Annotated in this window: 6 protein-coding genes; 4 read left to right on the plus strand and 2 right to left on the minus strand. The window is 33.2% G+C overall.

Annotated elements, in window-relative coordinates:
• Positions 1 to 271 precede the first annotated feature (271 nt).
• Entirely contained in the window at positions 272 to 1,141 is an 870-nt protein-coding gene (locus tag ABWU55_RS03040; protein ID WP_208571569.1) for an Rpn family recombination-promoting nuclease/putative transposase, read from the plus strand.
• Here the strand turns inward: ABWU55_RS03040 and ABWU55_RS03045 are convergent.
• Entirely contained in the window at positions 1,125 to 12,593 is an 11,469-nt protein-coding gene (locus tag ABWU55_RS03045; RefSeq protein WP_353286511.1) for an ankyrin repeat domain-containing protein, read from the minus strand. The genes ABWU55_RS03040 and ABWU55_RS03045 overlap by 17 nt on opposite strands.
• A 202-nt stretch (positions 12,594 to 12,795) precedes the next feature.
• Positions 12,796 to 14,043, minus strand: a complete 1,248-nt coding sequence (locus tag ABWU55_RS03050) for a hypothetical protein (protein ID WP_208571571.1) — start codon at positions 14,041 to 14,043, stop codon at positions 12,796 to 12,798.
• A gap of 916 nt (positions 14,044 to 14,959) precedes the next feature.
• Between ABWU55_RS03050 and ABWU55_RS03055 the strand changes: the two genes are divergently transcribed.
• The 3 genes from ABWU55_RS03055 to ABWU55_RS03065 all read left to right on the plus strand — a co-directional run bounded on the left by ABWU55_RS03055 (position 14,960) and on the right by ABWU55_RS03065 (position 20,347).
• Positions 14,960 to 16,288 (plus strand): hypothetical protein, encoded by a 1,329-nt coding sequence (locus ABWU55_RS03055; RefSeq protein WP_353286512.1) that lies wholly within the window; start codon positions 14,960 to 14,962, stop codon positions 16,286 to 16,288.
• 8 nt (positions 16,289 to 16,296) lie between these two features.
• Positions 16,297 to 18,492, plus strand: coding sequence for a hypothetical protein (locus tag ABWU55_RS03060; RefSeq protein WP_353286513.1), 2,196 nt, complete (start codon positions 16,297 to 16,299; stop codon positions 18,490 to 18,492).
• A 637-nt stretch (positions 18,493 to 19,129) separates the two neighbouring features.
• On the plus strand, positions 19,130 to 20,347 hold the full coding sequence (locus ABWU55_RS03065; RefSeq protein ID WP_353286514.1) for an ankyrin repeat domain-containing protein: 1,218 nt from the start codon (positions 19,130 to 19,132) through the stop codon (positions 20,345 to 20,347).
• Positions 20,348 to 20,390 lie beyond the last annotated feature (43 nt).

Genomic DNA, 20,390 nt, shown 5'->3' on the forward strand with positions numbered 1-20,390 from the left:
TTTTATACACCAATTTGATGTCTCCCACAGCTTTAAATTCATGATATCCATTTGCTGGTCTTTTAAGGCACTTTACAGAAGGGTGATAAAAAGATATAGAAAGGGACCGTCTAAGATGCGTAGTAGCATTCTAGGGTCATCTATGAAGGTAGTTTTTTGCCAACTCTTGAAATTTAGCTAAATTTACCACTTTAATAGACTTCAGCATAAAAACGTTGAACATTTCTTCACAATTGTGTATAATCATTAATACTTTTTAACTTACTTTCTCATGGCTCTTTCGAAGTTTCTTGATGCTCGCAATGATATAGCTTTTCGCCGTATCTTTGGTACCGAAAAAAATAAAGATATTCTTATTCACTTTCTTAATGATATACTAGGTCTTACCGATGACAATAAGATTAAAGATGTCTCCTTTCTCAGTCCCATTCAAGACCCTGTCATTGCTTCTCAAAAGCAAAGCATTGTTGATGTTCTCTGTGTTGATTCTACAGGCATAAAAACAATAATTGAGATGCAAGTCGCTAAAACTACTGGCTTTGAAAAACGTGCCCAATACTATGCCGCTAAGGCCTATTCAAGTCAAGCTGATGTAGGTGATCAGTATCATGATCTTAAAGGCGTTATCTTTATTGCCATTGCCGATTTTATCTTATTTCCTAATAAGCTAGCTTATAAGTCTGATCATGTTACTTTTGATAAGATAACTTTTGAACATGATCTCAAAGACTTTAGTTTTACTTTTATAGAGTTACCTAAATTTAAAAAAAGAGAAGATCAATTAGAAAATGTAGTAGAGAAATGGTGTTATTTTTTTAAACACGCCGGTGAAACAAGTGAAGATGATCTAAAAAAAATAATAGGAAGTGATTTAATTATTGGCAGGGCTTATGATGAGCTGAACCAATATAATTGGAGTAAAGAAGAACGTCTTGCTTATGACCAAGCTAAGAAACGTACCGATGATTATTTATCTAGTCTTGAAGAAAAACTTCATGAAGGCATCCTCATCGGACATCAAAAAGGTAAAATTGAAGGTAAAATTGAAGTTGCAAAAAACTCACTCAAGGCCGGTGTATCTATTGATGTTATCGCTGAAATAACCGGCCTTTCTTTAGATGAGATTAAGAAATTAATTTAACCTTATTCCTAGTCAAATGGCCTTGAATAGAAGTATTATTTAAATAACTCCTAGGTCCTTGCTGTTCTTCTATATTATTAACCTCTAATGTATCACCTCCATTGTGTAATATCTGCTCTATTGATTGATTTAATGTTACATCTAATCCTTTATTAAATTTAGCCATAAACTCATTAAACCTTTTCTCGCTTAATTTACCAGGGCATCCTGCTTCTCTACCAGGGCACGCTTTCTCTACATATGAGCTTAAAATCCCTGAAACCTCATCAAATTTACCACTCATGACTTTTCTAGTAATCTCTTTCTGCATTCCCATATAATCAATATTTAACCGGTGCATTGATACACCACTTTTTAATCCAGCTTGCTCTACTACTTTCTCAAATTCCTCTATAATATTTAATGCATAGCCCTGTGCTTCTAATGGTGATATAGACTGAACTACTGTGGAAATATACTTCTGACCTGTAACCCTTCTAATCAATAAGTCAAATAACATTATTGAACCATTTACATCCATTTTTGCATCTACTTGTGATATTGGACTTGAAGTGCTTGATGTTTCCTCAGGTAATGTAGGTTTAGAATTTAATAATCCACCTACAGAGCTTTTTACCCAACTAAACAAATTATTTATCCATGAAGATGGTCTTGCTCCACTACTTGTTGCTATCTCAGGTCGATCACCTAAATCTATAGCAAGAGGTTTACGCGATAAGTGATTATGATGACGACTATGATCTCCATGGTGATGACGGCGTTTGCGTTGTGCAGGTCTATCTTTTTCTTCTTTGATTTCCTCTAAATATTTTACAACATCATTATGTTTTTGCCAAGAGGCAAGATCCAACGGTGTTTTATCATCTTTATCTTTAACATCAAAGTTAGCACCTTCTTCTATAAAGTATTTTACTACATCTAAATGACCATTTCTAGCAGCATAGTGTAGAGGAGCCCTACTAGTGTTATCCTTAGCATTAATGTCAGCAACTTCCTTTATAAGATACTCTACTCCTGGTAAGCAACCTTCAAATGCAGCCCAGTGTAGAGAAGTCCTTCCATTACTACTCTTAGTATTAATATAAGCACCCCGTTTTATACATTCTTTAACTTTATCAAGGTCTCCGCTTTTTGCAGCATTCAATAATTCTTTATCTAGATCTAATTGTGCTTGCCTTAAAACTTCCTCTATATCTTTGTAACCACTTTGAATAGCCAATTCTAAAGGTATATCACCATCCATGTCTTTAGCCTCAATGTTAGCGTGCTTATCAAGAAGAAATTTTACTATATCCAATCTGTTCACCCTAACAGCAAGATGTAAAGGTTTGTTATTATAGTCGTCTTGAGACTCAATATTAGCACCTTTATCAATAAGAAATTTAACCGTATCCAAATTACCCTCTCGAACAGCAAAATGTAAAGGTGTTCCCTGATACGTTATTTCATTATTAAATTTAGCACCCTTACTAACGAGAAGTTCTACTGCATTCCATTTACTTTCTCGAGCAGCAAAAAGTATAGGTGTCCAACCATTCCTATCTAGAAGCTCAATCCTAGCACATCTACTAAGAAGAAGCTGAATCATACCTAAGTTACCTTCTTGAGCAGCATAGTGTAAAGGCGTAGAACCATACATATCTTGAGCATTAATATTAGCACCATAATAAAGAACAAGACTCACTACATTCAATTTTCCTGATCGAATAGCGAAAAAAATTGGTGTACAACCAAAATTGTCTTGAGCTTCAATATTAACACCATAATCACAAAGAAGGTTTATTTTGCTCAGATCACCTGCTTTGACAGCAAGATGTAAGGGGGTTCTACCAAGTTTGTCTTGAACCTCAATGTTATTACTATTTGGGATTTCTAAAGACGCAGAATTTTCTTGTAAGTTACTTATCAAATCTAAATTATGTATTTTATCAAGGTAGTTTACTACATTAGAATAACCACTACAAGAAGCATAATATAGAGGCGCCCAGCCACCATGATCTTTAATATTAACATCAATTTTTTCTTCGTCTATAAAATATTTTACTATATCTAGTTTACCATTGTAAGCAGCATAGTGAAGGGGAATTCTACCACTATTATCTTTAATTTTTAAACTACTCTTTTCACCTACCACAAGATATTTTACTACATTTAGCTCGCCCCCATAAGCAGCACAATGCATAAGAGTTCGGCCATCGCTATACTTAGCACTTAAGCTAGCCCCTTGACTTACAAGATCTTCAACTTTGCTAAGATTTCCATATTGTGCTGCAATCAATAATTCTTTATCTAATTGCACTTGTTTTAAATACTCTACAATATTATTGTGTTTTTGATCAGTAGCAATATCCAGCAATGTTTTACCACCTTTGTCTTGAGTATAAACGTCAGCTCCCCTATCTACAAGGTACTTTACTATACCCAAGTGACCATTCCAAGAAGCACAGTATAGTGGTGTTCGACCATATCTATCAAAATCATCGATGCTCATTCCCTTGCTGAGAAAAAAATCTATAATGTCTTTGTTATTGTTTTCAGCGGCAATGTGTATAGGTTTTCTGCCAAAAATGTTCTCAGCGTTAATATCAGCACCCTTTTCTATTAAAAAGTTAGCAACTTCTAAGTAGCCTCTCCATGCAGCAAAATGTAGCGGTGTCCAACCATTTTTATCAGTATCATTAATATCAACACATTTGCTAATAAGGTACTTTAGTATATCCAAATTACCACTATAAGAAGCATCACATATAGAGGGACCACAACGATGATCTTTACCCTCTAAACTAACACCATTTTCAACAAGGTATTTAAATATACCAAAGTGACCTTTTAATACAGCATTGCGTGCAGGGGTATTACCATCTCTGTCTTCAGTATTAACATTAGCTCCTTGATTAACAAGGCCTGTTACTTCACTAATATTGCCAACTTTTGTTACATTCAACAATGCATGATCTAATTGTGCTTGCCTTGAAACCTTTACTATATCTAAACTAGAACCAGCATCTGCATTTCTCACTTTTCTTACATTAGACCCACAATCTTCAATCACCCACATCCCTTGCGGAACCTGACCTCCTGGAATCCAAGTAAATACTCTACGCCTATCATTGTCATATTTAGCATAATTAGCAGCATATAAATATTCATTAAGCTTAACATTCATTATAGAACAGTTATCACCATCAGGTCCAAGCTTCCACACATCTCGTGCAACTCTTCCTCCTGAAATACAAGTAAATACCATTCGTCTATCATTATCATAATTAAAATAGTTACTAGCAGCATACAAGGTTTCATTAAATGCAACATTCACTATATAAAAATTGTCACCATCAAGTTTAATCTTCCACCTAAACTTATCATTTTTTTCATTCTTTGGAGTCCAAGTAAATGCCATTCGTCTGTCATTATCATAATTGAAACATTTGTTAGCAGCATATAAATATTCACCCTGATAAACATTCTTAATACATACTTTTGAAGCAAATATTGCATTCCTTACTGATTTTGGTAATCTATTTTCTAGCTTTTCAAGGCTAGATCTTTTTTCTAAAGGAACATTAGGATAATCCTTCATCTCCATTGCTTCTTTAATGTAAGAAGCTAACTTAAATATTGCATTATCATTTAGATCACCACTCTTTTGCATTGCATCAAATACAGCTATGTAACCTGAAATCAACTGACCAATATCACCATGATTATGTACACAGCTTAATATTTTTTTCGTATCTACTCTTCCATATGCATCATCTACAACTTCTTTAATTATATCATCAAACAGCTTTCCATCTGATTTATAAATTTCATTAGCAAGTTCATTAACTGAACTATACCTATTATGCAACATGCCATCCTTTAGCTTCTCTTTTGCTACACTTTTTATTGAATATCTTAACTTCTCTACAAAAAACTCTGCCCATCTTTTTACATTAGGTGCAGTATCTGCTTGGTTAATAATTTCGTTCTTTACGCCCTCAACTACTCCCATCACCTTATATGGATCATTATTTTTAACCTCAATATTCATGTTCCTATCAAAAAAAAATTTGACCATATCTAGGTCACCACTATAAGCGGCTACACGCAGAGGAGTTCTACCATTATTATCTTTAGCTCCAATATCAGCACCTTGATCCACAAGAAACTTAGCTATATTCAAATTGCCTTGCTGAGCGGCCCAGTGCAGGGGATGGATGTCTTTATCTTTAACACTAAAATGCTTCCTATCAAAAAGAATTTCTACTATGTCCAGCCTACCTGCTTGAATAGCAACGTACAAAGGTGTTAATTCATGCCTACTTTCAATATTAATACTTTCAATTTTTCTAATTAAATCTTTAGCTTCATTAATATTATCTCGCACTATAGCATCAAACATTTGCTCCTTTAATAAAGTCACTTTCTCCTTATTAAAGTCCTCTATAATATCTTCTGAATTACAAGCAGAGAATATGCATTCCGCATTAGAAACCATTGTATCATTAAAAGCGAACATCATTTCTCTTGCAGGCTGATAATTACTCCAATTCTCCACTTTTGCAATGGTACTATTTCCATATGATAGCACTAAACTATCATCAACAATCTCCATATCAAAACCCAATATAGACTTATCTCTAAAATCAACCAACCCAACATCATTCTTGTCAATAGGTTGATTATGATAAATCTGTAATCCTTGTTCATCTGGCTGATAGTATCTGAAAGAGTTAGGATCCATCTCTACATGCTCAAGCTTTAAATTTGTACTGTCAATTTTATAAAGCTTATTGTTCATTTGTAATACAATTTGCTGATGCTCTGGACTTTTAAAGTAATCAACTAAACCAATAGACAAAGACCACTTAGTACCTTTGCTATCAAGTACTGTAATATCTTTTATCTCTAAACTGTCCTCTGTAAGGTCAGAGATTGATTTGTTATAACATTCATTTATATAACTCCTTTCACCTTCTTCTATACCTATACTATCAATATCTGTTACATTCAACCCAGCAAAATCAATAATATTGTAAGGTACGTTCTGATAAGGCACTGCTTTGCTTTTTATTTTTAAATTAAGTCTTATGGGGAATAACGAGATTTCGTGATTTAATGTATCTGGTAGTCTGATAACATACTGATGTTGCCCTTTTTCTCCTTCTACCGTCACATCTTGATAGTGATTACATGCTACCATATAGCGATCATAATTAAGGCTTCCTCCATTATTATGATATTTCTGATAACTACTTGTAACATCAGAATTATTATAGCTAAAATCAACAACTACCTGACCTGAGTACATATCAGCAATTATCACTTTTTCACTAGGTATTCCCATGTGATTTTTGATGACTTCTATTTGAGATATTGGTATGTCCAAATTACTCTTACTAGCAATATCTTTTGCAATTTGGTAAGTGCTAGGCAATTCTTGACCTAGAATACTTGCTTGTATAAATGCTTTTAACTTCTTTTCACTATCCTGTATAACTTCTCCACTAATATCATTGCCTGAATTTTTCAACTTTTGATACCTAATATCCTCCGCCGTATCAAACAAAGACTTGTCTTGTATTGCAACAGATTCTGTTACTCCACTACAGTTTACTTGAATTATTAGATTTTTAAAATCATCGATTTTAGTACTTGAAACAATACTTTGTGTATCATTAGCTAAAAGATCTAAGCTATAGCCGACCTTTTCTATATCTTCACTTATTCCCCACTGTGTGATATTAGCAACTTGAACACTTATTACGTCAATATTCCCCTTTATTTTTCCTGTACTGCCTAAATCACTTACTATCCTAGCACTATCACTGTTTTCATTAATAATAAACACTGTTTGCTTCAATCCTCTGTGATGTACATTTTCTTTGTTGACCACTCTAACTTCATAATCTTTATCTGTGCAGTTAGATGAATTTTGCCAAACTTCCGCGTTTTTTACATTAATTAATCTCGTTTCACAGTGAGTAGTAATATTTTGCTTGTTGTCAGAGTTAGATACATAGTTATATGTGTTAACCAATCTTATGTTATTACTATTACCATAACGTATAGTTCCACTATGCAAATTTGCAGCGATATTATTAGCTTTAACATTCATTACTAGAGTATTTTCTTTTCCTGCTCCACCTTTGAGGGTACCAGACATAGAATTATTAATAATAAAAATAGTTTCATTGTTTTTAGAGCCAATATAACGTATATTACTACCCTCTGGAATATGCATTACTGCTGGATAATTTGCAGCTGCTGTCAATGTTTTCGGTCCTGAAATGTATAATACTGATCCTTTAGGAAAGGTTTGCTTTTTTGTATTACTAGGATCTTTTATTGTTGGACTAGTAAAAATAAAAGGTTCACCTGAGAGAGTAAAGCTCTCTTGACAGTTTCTATAGGTTTTGCCAGTATTGCAAGGCATATATACCTTATCCAAAGCGTAGGGCCGGAATATACGTTGTTCATTAATTATGCCACTACATTGATGTTGTGGTATTAAATGTCCTGATGGGGCCATTACGACTCTCAGCCCGCTATTGTACTCGTCTTGAGTTATATGGGGAAGGTACTTTGCCTCTTTACTAATCAAATAAACTTTTTTCTTTTCTTGTTTTGCAAGAAACTCTTCATATTTTTTAGTACTCTTAAATCTTGTAGCGCCTATGTCATCCAGCTGATAAAATTCTAAGTAGAGAGGTCTAGATATATTTAATGAAGATAAATCAGTTTTTATATTAGAAGTTACATCAAAGGAGATGCCATCATATTTTTTTTCTAATTCACACTCCCACACAGTATTGCAACCAATCCCGCTACCCATACAAATGGTCCTTTCTTTAATGGTAGTAATTACCTCATGGTACTTTTCCTGAATGGAAGAAACATATTGTACAACTGCAGCTATATTAGGGTCAGAATTAAGGTAATTTATGGCATTGCTTTTCACAGTATTTAAATAACCCTTTATCCTTATATAGTCTTCGTATATTGCTTTTTCGGAATTTGAAAAAAATATTTTAGTACGATCGATATTAGATATAGGAATTTGTGCTGCTATTGCTTGCGCTTCCATTGTTCTACTGTATAAGGACTGATGCAATGAAAACACAATATCAGGAACCATAGTAAATACTGACATCCTACCTAAAACTTTGCCTGCAGCAGATAACCCTCTTAAAATCTTAGTAGTAGCACTTACACTTTTTATTGTAAAACTAACTCCTGCACTTATAGGCCTTATACTCATGCTTGCTAGTTTTATACCACTACTAGCTGTCCAATAATAATTTAGTGGATGATGATTACCTTGAGCTATTTCGTTTATACTATATCCAAATTGATAAGCAATAGTTGCAAATGTAATACTTTGAACTATAGGATTACTGATAATCTTAACAAACGTTTGACGTACAGGCTGTGGTACCTTACTAATCAATTTTCCCACTTTACTATTAGGAGAAATACTTACGCTTGTCCTAACATCATCCATAGCATCTAGTATACCATTGATACCAAATACTTGCTTTAAAGCATTATTATCATGTCGTCCAAGTGTTGCTGTATCACTTATACTATCAAGCAAGTCATATATAGCCATCATGGAAAAAAACTTTCCACCTTTTGCTCCTTTTATTTTCGCTGAATCAAATTTATCACGATCAAATGCAATTCCTTTTTCTTGAAGGCTGCTTTCTACATTACTAATATAATCTGCAAAAACTTTTTCACCAAGATCATCAAAATGATTTTTAAACGTATCAAAAGTATCTTCCCTAACACCTTTTGCTAGCAAGTTCTGTTTAATTTCCTCTACAATATTAGAGTAATCTTGATTAGTTTGAACATCACCTATATCTTCAATGTATTTTTTATTCTCTAACAACTGCTTATCATTTGATAGTTGATGTAATTTATTATGAATTTTCTCTCTTTCTGCATCTGTAGTAAAATTTTTAATTATATCATCGAATTTTACTTCATAGCCATCGATGCTTAAATAATACTCAATATTTTGTCCTTTTATTTTTTCTTTTATAACGCGATCCTTATCTCTGCCTACTTTTACTAAGATCTCAATACCATCACTATAATCATCTACAAAATATCTTTCTGCATTCTTCATTTCTATAATATCACCTATTATCAATTTTTTATCATTACCATTGTTATCTTTTACTTTTACATATACATCAGTCCTATCAGCATTGCCTATCATATCAAACACTTGCTCACGACCTATATCTACAATTTCATTAGTTAAATCCTTAGCATTATCAATATCAAATAGCTCTTTAACACGTTGCTTTTTTTCTTCCTTTGTAATCTTTTCTTCATCAAACGAATCTATGCAGGCCATACTTACACTTCTTTCTCTTCTTGGCTTTTTACTTGGTGGATACTCCGGCGATGAAGATTTTCTTTTAGAACACTGCCCTACAGTAGGCAACATATGATGTGAACTATGAACTACTCCAACAGGAATAAATCCTTCCTCGGTTGTCCTACTTGTTAAAATAAGTTTATTCGGATTATTAGATCCTTTATCGAAAACAACACCGATAAATTTTACCTCATCACCATCTGTAAGTGTTTTATAGGTAACACCTTCTTTGTACTCTTCATTTATTTGATCATTTGCTTCCCTCAATAAAGCTTGAGCCCCTTTACCCTGCCTTGATGCCTTAAGTTCTAACCCTATTGGAGTGTACTCCTCAGCATTTCCACCTTGAGCCACAAACTTAATACCATGAACTAGCATGTCAATACGTTCCCCTCTACCAGTTTGAAACTCAGTTAAAACTAATGCTCTAGTTTCTGGTGATTCCTGTAATTTTAAGTCACTATAATAACTAAACACTCCATTCAATATTCCCTGGAAATGAGCTTCTTTATTAACGAGACTCTTAAAAGGAAAGATTCCTTCTCCAATTTTTTCTAATAATCTACTATATCCTCTTATTGATAAGGATTGGATATCTAGTGCTTTATCAAATGTTTCTTTTAACTCATTAGGATAAGTAACTTTTTTGAAAGTACCTTGAAATCTCTCAGCTCCATTGTTGTATTCTTGTAAAGAATTATATTTTTCAGTCCAAACAGTAAGATATCTTTTAAAATCTGACTTGTATCTAGTATCAAAATTAAGATTTAATTCGACTATTTCTCTATTTCCTATTTCTCTGTTTAACCTCTCAAGAGGGAGCACTTCATTTAGCATGTTCAGAACATCTTTTCTATTAGCTTCAATAATATTTATCACATAAACCAACTTCTCTATATTTTCTGGAATGAGCACCATCGTTACAACTGCATGGCTTGCATCAAGATTAGCTGACAATCTTTCTCTGGCTCTTTCAGCTGCTGGACGTCTAAGCCTACGAAGATTAGGATGCACTTCAGTAGGTATATTGTCTCCATAGATAAAAATGTATTTTTTAAAACCAGTTTTTAAATCTTCAACTCTATTTAACAATAGTGATTGCCCTAGTAAAAACCTACTAAAATAATGATTATCTCCCTTCTCAGGTGTACCAGGAAACGTATGATAAATACGTTCTAGATTATCTTTCACCTGTCCCTTTAATTCTATTGTTCCAATCCTTTGCGTATCCCAGTCATCAGCAGATTTTAGCATATCTTGAAAAAGAGGAATTATTTCTTCTCCACGATTTGATACTTTAATATCAGAGATAGGAGATGGATTATCAAGATTGACACCAACACATAAAATGTCATCTGCAGTGGTTAGAACTCGCTGAACATTTGGTTGAAAGCCTTGTGCATACTTTTCTGCTTGCTGCAAAGCCTTATCTGGAGTAGCATTAGAACCTGCTCCCGCTTTTAATTCAATAATAATGGGAATAGAATCCAATGCACGATCAGGACCACGAGCCAGCAAGATAATATCTGCATAACCCCTTCCTGCAAATTGCTCTGGGTAAACTCTAAGATTATACCTATAGTGGAAATTCATGAAAACGCCTACCATAAATCCATGATGTGCTGCTTCACGTGCTCTGCTAGCATAGATTAGTGAGTCTGCATATTCGGAGTGAATTGTGTAAATCTTATCAAGAATTCTCCTTAAAGATGCTTTAACTGTTCGCTGATTGGAAATAGCTAGCTTCGCTATATCGACTTCGGGATCCCTCCATAACCCTTTTCTCACTTTTTTAAATTGAACTTCAGAATTATGTTCTATGTCTACTCCTTTATCTTTCACATCAACAACTATTTCTCCCTGATGACCGGCATCTTTAATGATTTTTATTGATTTAACTTTAATTTTATCTAGGTTATTTTCAATAAGAGAGTAAAGCTTGCCTAATACCTCCTTCAATTCACCTTGATCAAACTCTTGAGTGTAAGAATGAGAACCACTTTCTGATATAACAAATAATTTTACTTTATCGATCACATCTTTTTGACTCTTCATTTCACCATTTTTTATAATAGCTACCTTCAAAGTCTTTGCACCGTCAAAGCTAAAATAAATCTCCTTGATGTCTAGCTTTTTTGCCATCTCTGTATCCAACAAAGTAGAAAAACTACCTAGGAAGAAGTGTGTAAAAAACCCTGCTTTTTCTACAGAGTGTAAATAAGATGGAATCTGATCCACAAATGACTGAAATCTCGGTTCAAAAGATTTAAAATCCTCATCTTGCCGGCTTATACCAACTTCTTTATCTGCTTCCTCTATCAATAACTGTATTAACTCAAAGTCTTGTGGTCTTACTTTACCCATGACTCTTTTTAAGCCTTTTGCAAGCTCTTTATCATTATCAATAATATTCCTTTCAAGACCAAAATTATAATGGTTTCGTTTACCTGGTGCACCAACATGAAATAATTGTATTTGAATATCCCCATTACCATATTGAGTCTCAACTTCACCAGAAACACTAATCGTTGCGCTAAGCATTCCACTCATTGCTCTTATTTCAGGTTCACCTCCCCAAGTATCAGGGTTCCTCATGTTTTCCAAGTAACGCTCAAAATCACCTTCAACAAAATCTCTGAACTCATTTCTATAAGAACTTATGTGATCAACTACTCGATTACGAAATAAGTTTCTTACTAAATTTGCAAATGTATCATCATAATTCGCAGCACCTAAATTCCGAACCAAACCTCTAATATGATCTAAATTTTGGGTTACAGTTCCATCATTTCCAAATAGTACTTCATACCTTTGTCGAAATAAAGCATCGTCGTTTCTGACGGGTATTAAGTAAGCCATAGTAACAGACCAAAACAAGCAACTACCGTCTCCTGGAACATCGATTCTCTTAATCTGACTTCCACTTTCGGAATCAACATCAGATCTCCGATAACGCTTAAGTTGAGAAAATTCTCTAGCTTGCTCTATATATTGCACTTCATCCGATAATTCAGTAATCTTTGAATTAACATCTTCTTTTTTTAGATGATCTGTTGGATATTGTATCTTGAACATAAACCCCCTTCATTATATTATACTAAACCCACTATACCAAGCTTATTGTATAACCATCAGAGATATCAATAATAAAAGCTATTTTTGCCTACATGCTGACTTGTGTATATAACATTTGTATTACAATGCAACATCTTTTTGACAGAAGCTAAAGTAGTAACAAGAAACCACCACCTACTTTATAGAATTGCCTTATAATACCTTAATTGCTTAACCCTAATTGCTCACATGCTTTGCTTAATTCAACTTCAGTTAAGCTAGTGAACTCTTCATCTGTAGACTTTCTATATGCTAGAAACTTATTCAATGAATCAGCATCTCTTTTTTCCAATATAGATCGTATGTAGCCTGCCTGTTTAGAACACATAAACTCTTTAACCTGATCAGAATTAGCTTTATTTAATAACGCCCATACTGGTTCCATACAGCCCTTTTCTACTAAAGGTGTTAATAAAACTGTACAGAAAAGAGGTGATTTATCCTCTAGTTCCTCTCTTATCACTAAAGCACGATGGCTATCAAATCCTTCCTTCATCCACATATGCATAAAAAGCTTTACACTTTCACTTACATAAGGCTCTGAATGTTTTTTGATTTCCATGTCTAACCAGATATTATAATCATCTTCTGGAACATCATTTGGCTTTAAACAATCAAATAATTCCTGAAATTGATCAAAGCGAAGTGCACCCTGTAGCGTGTTTAGACTACCATAATAACCATTTTCAGCTAAGTCTCTTTTTAGAAGTTCTGGATATTTATCAGGACTTATTTGACTAAAACAAAACTCGAATATTTCAGGATAACTATTACAACGGTTCCCTGCTACATATACTGCTGTCTTCATCAAGATTTCATCCTTTTTCTGTTCGCTCATCTCACTTTCAGGTAATGATTTTATTTTATTCCAGAAGAATTCCACTGCCTGCTCTTGCTTAAGACTCACAGCACATTTAAGCCCGTACTCATATGGATGACAGCCATCTAAATTTAGTTTAGAGATGTAACCACTAACAAAATGTGACCAAAACTGCGCTAAAAGACCAGATCCGCAACACCTAACTAAGTGCTCATACTCCAATAGACTACTCTTACCTTGAGCTGATAATTCCTCTTTTCTTTCCTCAAACAAAGCAATAATATCTTCTTCTAGACAGCAACGACAGGCAATGGCATACTTATCAAAGAGATTACCTGAATCTGGCGCAATTAACTTTTTGCCTACGACTTGCCTATCAAGCTTAACTCCATGTAAATTGTCTACTTTTTTCCAACAATCCTCACTAGACAATACCTGTGCAAGAAAATTACGTCCTTTTTTGCCACTTTTTTGGTGCAGATGCCAATTTGCATAGCACCAGCGTTCAATTTGAAAAAGCTTAGATGCTCTATAAGGATCATCCTCTTTAATAGACGAAAATAAAACTTTTGGAATATCTGAACGTAGCATGATCACCTCTTTATGAATGGAAAAAAATGGAAACTGTTACGTCTAACATACACTATAGTAACTTGATGCCATTTCAAGCAAGATATCACGTTTTTAGGTTTTATCAATCCTCAATTTGAAAATTTTTTTTAGACTTGAATAACTCTCAACAAAAGCCTCTTAATATGAGAGATACATGACGTTTTGTTTATTTTAAATTCTGTTTTTTATAAGTTTATCTTAATACTTATTGTCAAATGAATTACTATTAATTTAATATTATATATTGCTAATGAATTAAATAATATAACCATTTCTACCACTCAAAACCAAGGGCGGTGAGAAGTGTTTTTCTTGGGATGGCATGGTCTACCACTAGATCCGTGCGAACTTTTCTTTATAGTAACTTTACTATACCCTAAAATTAGCCGTATTAGCCTACTTTTACTAAATTTGTGTACGAACTAATTTGTCTAACTTTATTGCAACAATTTTGCATTTTTATTTACACAACCCTATTTTTTGCAATTTGTTCTCACAAACATAGGTACTTTTTTCGCGCTTTTGGAAAAAGTAAACAAATGAATTCATTGTAACACTAAATATATGTATTTCTTAAAAATTACAATTAAGGATAAAGTAGCCAAGTTTCTTGATCAGGTAAAAGAATGTCTTAATAATTGCTAAGTTACTAAAGAGGAGAAAATAACCAAATGGAAGTACTATGTTGCTCTTTATCTTTGCATAAGCAAAATGTATATAGAAAAATTCCTTATGATTGTAGATCTTTTATAAATTCCTTAAAGTCTTCAATCTATGATAAGATGTTAACAAAAAATTTACTGTTGTGAAATGCTAAATTTGAAAAAAATAATTGTTGACAATAATAATTTAGCATACTAAAAGCTATATGAGAATATAAATGGGGGTAGTGAGTATGGAATCTAGCTTAGATCACAATTACAATAAAATACTTGATATATTAAAATGTGCTATTAAAGACGATGATAATCAAGTTAAAGCGAGAAAACACCTTAGAGTAGAAAGATGGCTAAGGGTTTATATTCAATTAATTGAAGATTTTGATGAGGGAAAACTAAAATTTTTCTCTGATATATTTTCTGATAATTCTTGTTGGGATGGAATAAAATTAAAAAATAAAGCTGTTGGTGAAAGGCTAACTGAAGAAAAAAATAAAAATGGAAAAGAAAATCCGCTTGATCTTGCAGATAGATATTACTTGGCATGTAAATATTGTCTAGAAGATAAGATTCCTGGATTGTTTGAACAAGTATTTATGAGATTTAAGAGAAGTGCCTTTGAAGAGGATGGATCTGATGATGATCTAAGAAGAGAATTATTGGAAAATATTGAAGAAACTAGCCCTATAGAAGCTTTTTGGTCTTTTCTTATTGATAAGGAAACTGGAAAACTAAACGAATATAAATCAGTTGAAGGTTTAAGAGAAGCTATAAAGGTAAACTCACGTAAAAATTGGGCAGAAGGTATAGAGTTCTTCTACAATAAGTTGGAAAATGATCCAAGTACTTGTGGTCAAGATAATCTGTTAATTGAAGCAGCTTTATCTGCAGTAAAAGGTTACAAAGAAGTAGACACTGTAGAGTTTTGCCTATCCAAAATGAATGATAAACAAAAGAAAGAATTACTAGAAAGAGATCATAAGGAAAATACTTATTATGCAGTATTGAATGTGCTAATGGATCAGTATTACTTTGATTCTTTTATGGAATTAAGCCAGTTGTGTAGTCAGCTTGAATGTGAACGTTACGCAATTTTAGCTTCATTGTCAGATCAAGTACTGAAGAATCCAGATTTGTCTAAAGAAACAAAAAAATGTATGATGAATGTTTGGAAGCATATAGTAGGATCTCATCAATGCCATGGAGACAAGTCTATTTTCCCCGTTTTTGAAGATTATTCGGTTGCATATACAATAGCAAATTTAATTGTCGATCCAAGTAGAAAGGAAGGAAATGAAGAAAGACTATTAGAGGAGATATTAAGGCACATAAACAACAAGGGAATGAGTAATGAAGAGATAGAAAAGGTTAAAAGTTCTGTATTAAGAAAAATTAGTTTATTTCATGGAGATAAAAAATTGCAGTTAGGAGAACAAGTATTTTCTAAATTAGCTGAAGAAGCTTCTAAAGAGCAATCTTGTGGGGGTAGTGATACTTTGCCACAATCAAGTTTTAGTCTGACAGATGCCCCATATAATGTAAAATCTTTAGGTCATAGCAAATAGGAGAGTATATGCCAAGTAATGTCAAGCCGCTTGAGTTGGTGCAGCTTCTGTTAGTGGAAAATACATCAAAAAGTGAGTTCTTAGATTTTCAAAAGAGGTTCCAATCGTTTATCAATCAGTCTCATTCTTTTTTGCATTCGGTTGGAAAGCCAGGCTTTTTCCCTAGTTTCTTTTTTGGTATGTTTGCTACTGTATTAGACACAGAACTTGCTACTAAAATTGGTATCAAAAAACTTTATTTTCGTTTTGATGATGATAGGACTTTAAAAATAGCTGTATTAACTAATGAGGGATTGAAGTGTATAACGGTGTCTGATCAAGTTGATGATAACAGGCATCTAAGGTTCTCTCAAGGAGAGTTAGAAAAAATAAGACGGCAACTGGGAATGGCAGCAGAGTTTGATAAACTAAAAAAAGAAGAGCATGAAATAATAATTACAGGAAAAAAAGAAGTGAAGTATGAAAAGGTTAATTCAGCTTTTAGTAAAAATACTGACTATTCAGAAAAAGAATTTACACAAATAGAAAAGACTCAAGACCAACGGGACCTAGAGAGCTTAATTTCAGAATTAAGTAATCAAGTTTCTCGGAAAGTGGTAGTGGGCGCTAGAAAGGTTTTTGATTATATTACAGATGTTTATAAGAAATATGAAAAAGGAATCCCATTCCGTGGTAAAGAATCAGGTCATCATGGTTTTTTAGCTGGGTTTTTGATAAATTTTAAGTATCGTTTTCACCTAAAACTTTATCTCGAAATTTTTGCCGGAAAAGGTTACGCAGACATTATTTTACTTGTGCGCGGTTCTGATAAGTCGATAAGCTCTATTCCCATTATTATTGAGCTTAAAGCAGGTACTGATCAGGCAGTAGAAGTAAGAAAAGCATTGGAGCAAGCACGAGGTTATGTTAAGGGCTATTTTTCTAACTCTATAAGAATGATTACTATAGCTAATGAGGCTATTTGTGTAGGGTTAAATTTTGACATGGTTAATCACGAAAATGTTAAAATTGATGTAGAAAATTTTCTTAGTCGAGAAGGTAATTCTGTAATAGAAAAGTTGCTTTATACTCAAGCGGTAGATGCTAAAGTAATAAGAGAACAGCTAGAGTATCTTTACTATGGAATTGTTTGGAGCAATGGTGGAAGTGATAATATTAATTATGTCAGCAGAATGATCTTGGGTCAGCTAATACTTATTTCTAATATTATTAAGCGTGAAAAGTTAGGTAAACATATTTTTATTTGTGATCAAAATGATAAAATGGTTACTGGGTCACAGAAACGCCCAGAAGCAGCAAAAGAAAGTATTGCGGATTGTGTTACAACTATAGTGCTAACTTTAGGTAAGAAGGTGCTTATACTCAACATAAATGAAAAAAATGAATTTGCATTGAGAATGCCAGATGGTAAAAGGATTCCTATTGAAAATATTCTGCGAATTCAAAACGTTAATGACATACAGATACAAGAAATAACCTGTGACTTGTGCAGTACACCAAGTAATAGGAATCCATTTAATAAATACTGTAAGGATATCACAGTAAAGACGTACAACTCATTGGACGAATACAAAAGAGGTAAAGAAATTTTACAAGGTAACTTTACTCAGATTATCGGAGGTAAAGATTTTAAAGCAGCTTTTAGCAGAGCTATAAAATCTGGTGAATATGCTGATTACAAAAAACTATTTGAAGAAATTTCTCGTATATTATATCCTTTTAAATCATTAATAAAAAATGAGGCTACATTTCAAGCTGTGTTACATGGTTTATTTAGTAGTTGCAGCAATGATAATATAAAGGTTATTACTGAATTTCAAATAGGTGGTGGAGGCAAGTTGGATGTTATGTTGGTTATAAATGCTACTGATGAAAAAGGAGAATGCCCTCCAGTTGGAATAGAGCTAAAATTTGCTAAGGTGGGAGAATTAGACAAAAAAGAGGCTAAGGATCAGTTGACAAGATATGAAGAAGGTGAAGCGTATAAGGTAATTACTGATGCTAACAAAGCGGAATTGATGTATGCTGTTTTTGATGAAGGCGCAGCAGATAAAGATTCTCTTATAAAAATTGGCGGTGAGCTTGTAGATGTAGAGGTAAAACATAGTTCCGATATGATGCTTCCTAGTCAGCAACTAGCTAGTAATGTTCAGCAGCCAATTGCTCAGCAGGCAGGTCCATCTGAACGAGCAGTTAATCAGTGATCTAGTCTTAAGAAATAGTCGTCTTACTTCTTTTTATATCGCATCTTTGATTTAAGTTTGCCCTGTGCGTAAATTTGATCATTACCTATTTCATCGCCTATTTCATCCATATCTACATACGAACTGTTTTGCCTAAGCTTATTGAAATAATTTAAACCTTCTATTTTTATAACCTTATTTTTACGCGGCTTGTTCTTACAAATGTATGACCTTTTTTGAAGAAGTAAATAATTGAATTCTTTATAACACTAACTAGCATGTACTTTTACTAAAGTATTTTTTGAAAAAGTTAGTTGACTTATAAATAATTCTCTACTAATACTGGCATGTGTTTGTTTATTCTGCTGAACACGTAGGTTTACTGTAAAAACTTCAGCAGTTTTGGCACTTCTTTAAAGCGTAAAAAATCGTATCCCTGCGATAATGGTATTAAATATAGTTAGCAGTTCTCAATTTTGTTAATCTGGCAATTACAAAAACTATCTAAAACTTTCATTAATAAACAATTTTTAACCTACTAGTAGTACTCACCATAAAAACTTAATAAGATCTTCACGACATGAAAAGATTATAGTTATTGACTTAATATTATATATTGCATATAATATACTGTATGTATTAGCTTAGAGGAGTAAATATGGGTGATTATACTGGGATGATAAAATCTATCGTCAATCGACTAAAGCCAAAATCTAAACCAGAACTATATGATTTTGAGTATGAATCCATTATAGAACATCTATCATCTAAGGACGCTTTAGGCAATCAACTGATAAGGGAAATGTTGTATTTAGGGGATTTGCCATCAATTAGAAACTATAATGAACTGCCATCTTTGATGGATAACAAATTTGTACTAAGAGAACAGGTTTGTGTTTGGTTTGCACTTGAGCATGATCTTACTCTAAGTCAAAAAAAATTAAATAAAGAGTTACTCAATGCTCTGGGATGTTTAACCTCTTACCATAGCTTATCTGATAATACCGAACCTCTTGAAAAATTTTTACATGATAATAAAAATAATAAAGATTTAAAAGTAATTCTTAACCTCAAAAGAGGAGCATATGAGTCGACGGTACTACATGCGGTTGCAAGAGCAAATATTGATGAATACCGCCACCCAGGAAATCGGGCTATAGATTTACTTTTAGATGCGGGTGCAGATCCTAACACACAGGATAATAGAGGAAAAACGCCATTATACCTTGCTGCTGCCATAGGTAACTATGATAATGCAGACTCTCTCCTATCGAAAGGAGCTAACCCTAGCATACCAAATAAGAAGGGAAGAGCTCCACAACGAGTAGCAATGGATAAACTTCATTATAACATGTCAGAATTATTCTTAACTGATAAACAGAAAGAGTTGAATAAGGAATTGTATAACTTACTTGTACTCAATCCAGGCTGCACTAAAAATTTAAAGGACTTTTTAAATAAGCATAAAGGAGATTCAGACCTAGAAGTGGTGCTAAATATTCGGCAAGGAAAAGGTAAATCAAAATTGCTTTCACATATTGAAGATCTTACTTGGGAAGATGAAGATCTTGTTCAACAGTTAAGAAAGATGGTTCTAGAAGCAGGGGCATTAGATTATAGTATGGATATCGATCGTCCTAAACAAAGCAAAGTACAGGCCAGTAAATTACTCGCTAATTTAACATTGAATCAAAAGGAGAAGTTAAATAAGTTTTCTGACAAGGTATTTCAAGCTCAAAACATGGTTGAACTTGAAGAAGTTGTGAATGATGCTATAAAGTCTGGCGTACGATTAAACTATTCTTCTTCACAAGATTTCTTTTCAGTTAGTGAGTATACCTTTACCGATTATGTGATAAAAAAATCAGTGAGTTAGAAAAAAATCCTAAAGTTGCTAGTAGTATAATATGTCAATTAGT

The sequence above is a fragment of the Wolbachia endosymbiont (group A) of Crataerina pallida genome (assembly GCF_964028475.1).
GTDB lineage: Bacteria > Pseudomonadota > Alphaproteobacteria > Rickettsiales > Anaplasmataceae > Wolbachia > Wolbachia pipientis.

Coding starts and splice junctions, on each gene's coding strand:
- ABWU55_RS03055 (WP_353286512.1), top strand. CDS start 14,960: ATGGAATCTAGCTTAGATCACAATTACAATAAAATACTTGATATATTA.
- ABWU55_RS03045 (WP_353286511.1), bottom strand. CDS start 12,593: ATGTTCAAGATACAATATCCAACAGATCATCTAAAAAAAGAAGATGTT.
- ABWU55_RS03050 (WP_208571571.1), bottom strand. CDS start 14,043: ATGCTACGTTCAGATATTCCAAAAGTTTTATTTTCGTCTATTAAAGAG.
- ABWU55_RS03060 (WP_353286513.1), top strand. CDS start 16,297: ATGCCAAGTAATGTCAAGCCGCTTGAGTTGGTGCAGCTTCTGTTAGTG.
- ABWU55_RS03065 (WP_353286514.1), top strand. CDS start 19,130: ATGGGTGATTATACTGGGATGATAAAATCTATCGTCAATCGACTAAAG.
- ABWU55_RS03040 (WP_208571569.1), top strand. CDS start 272: ATGGCTCTTTCGAAGTTTCTTGATGCTCGCAATGATATAGCTTTTCGC.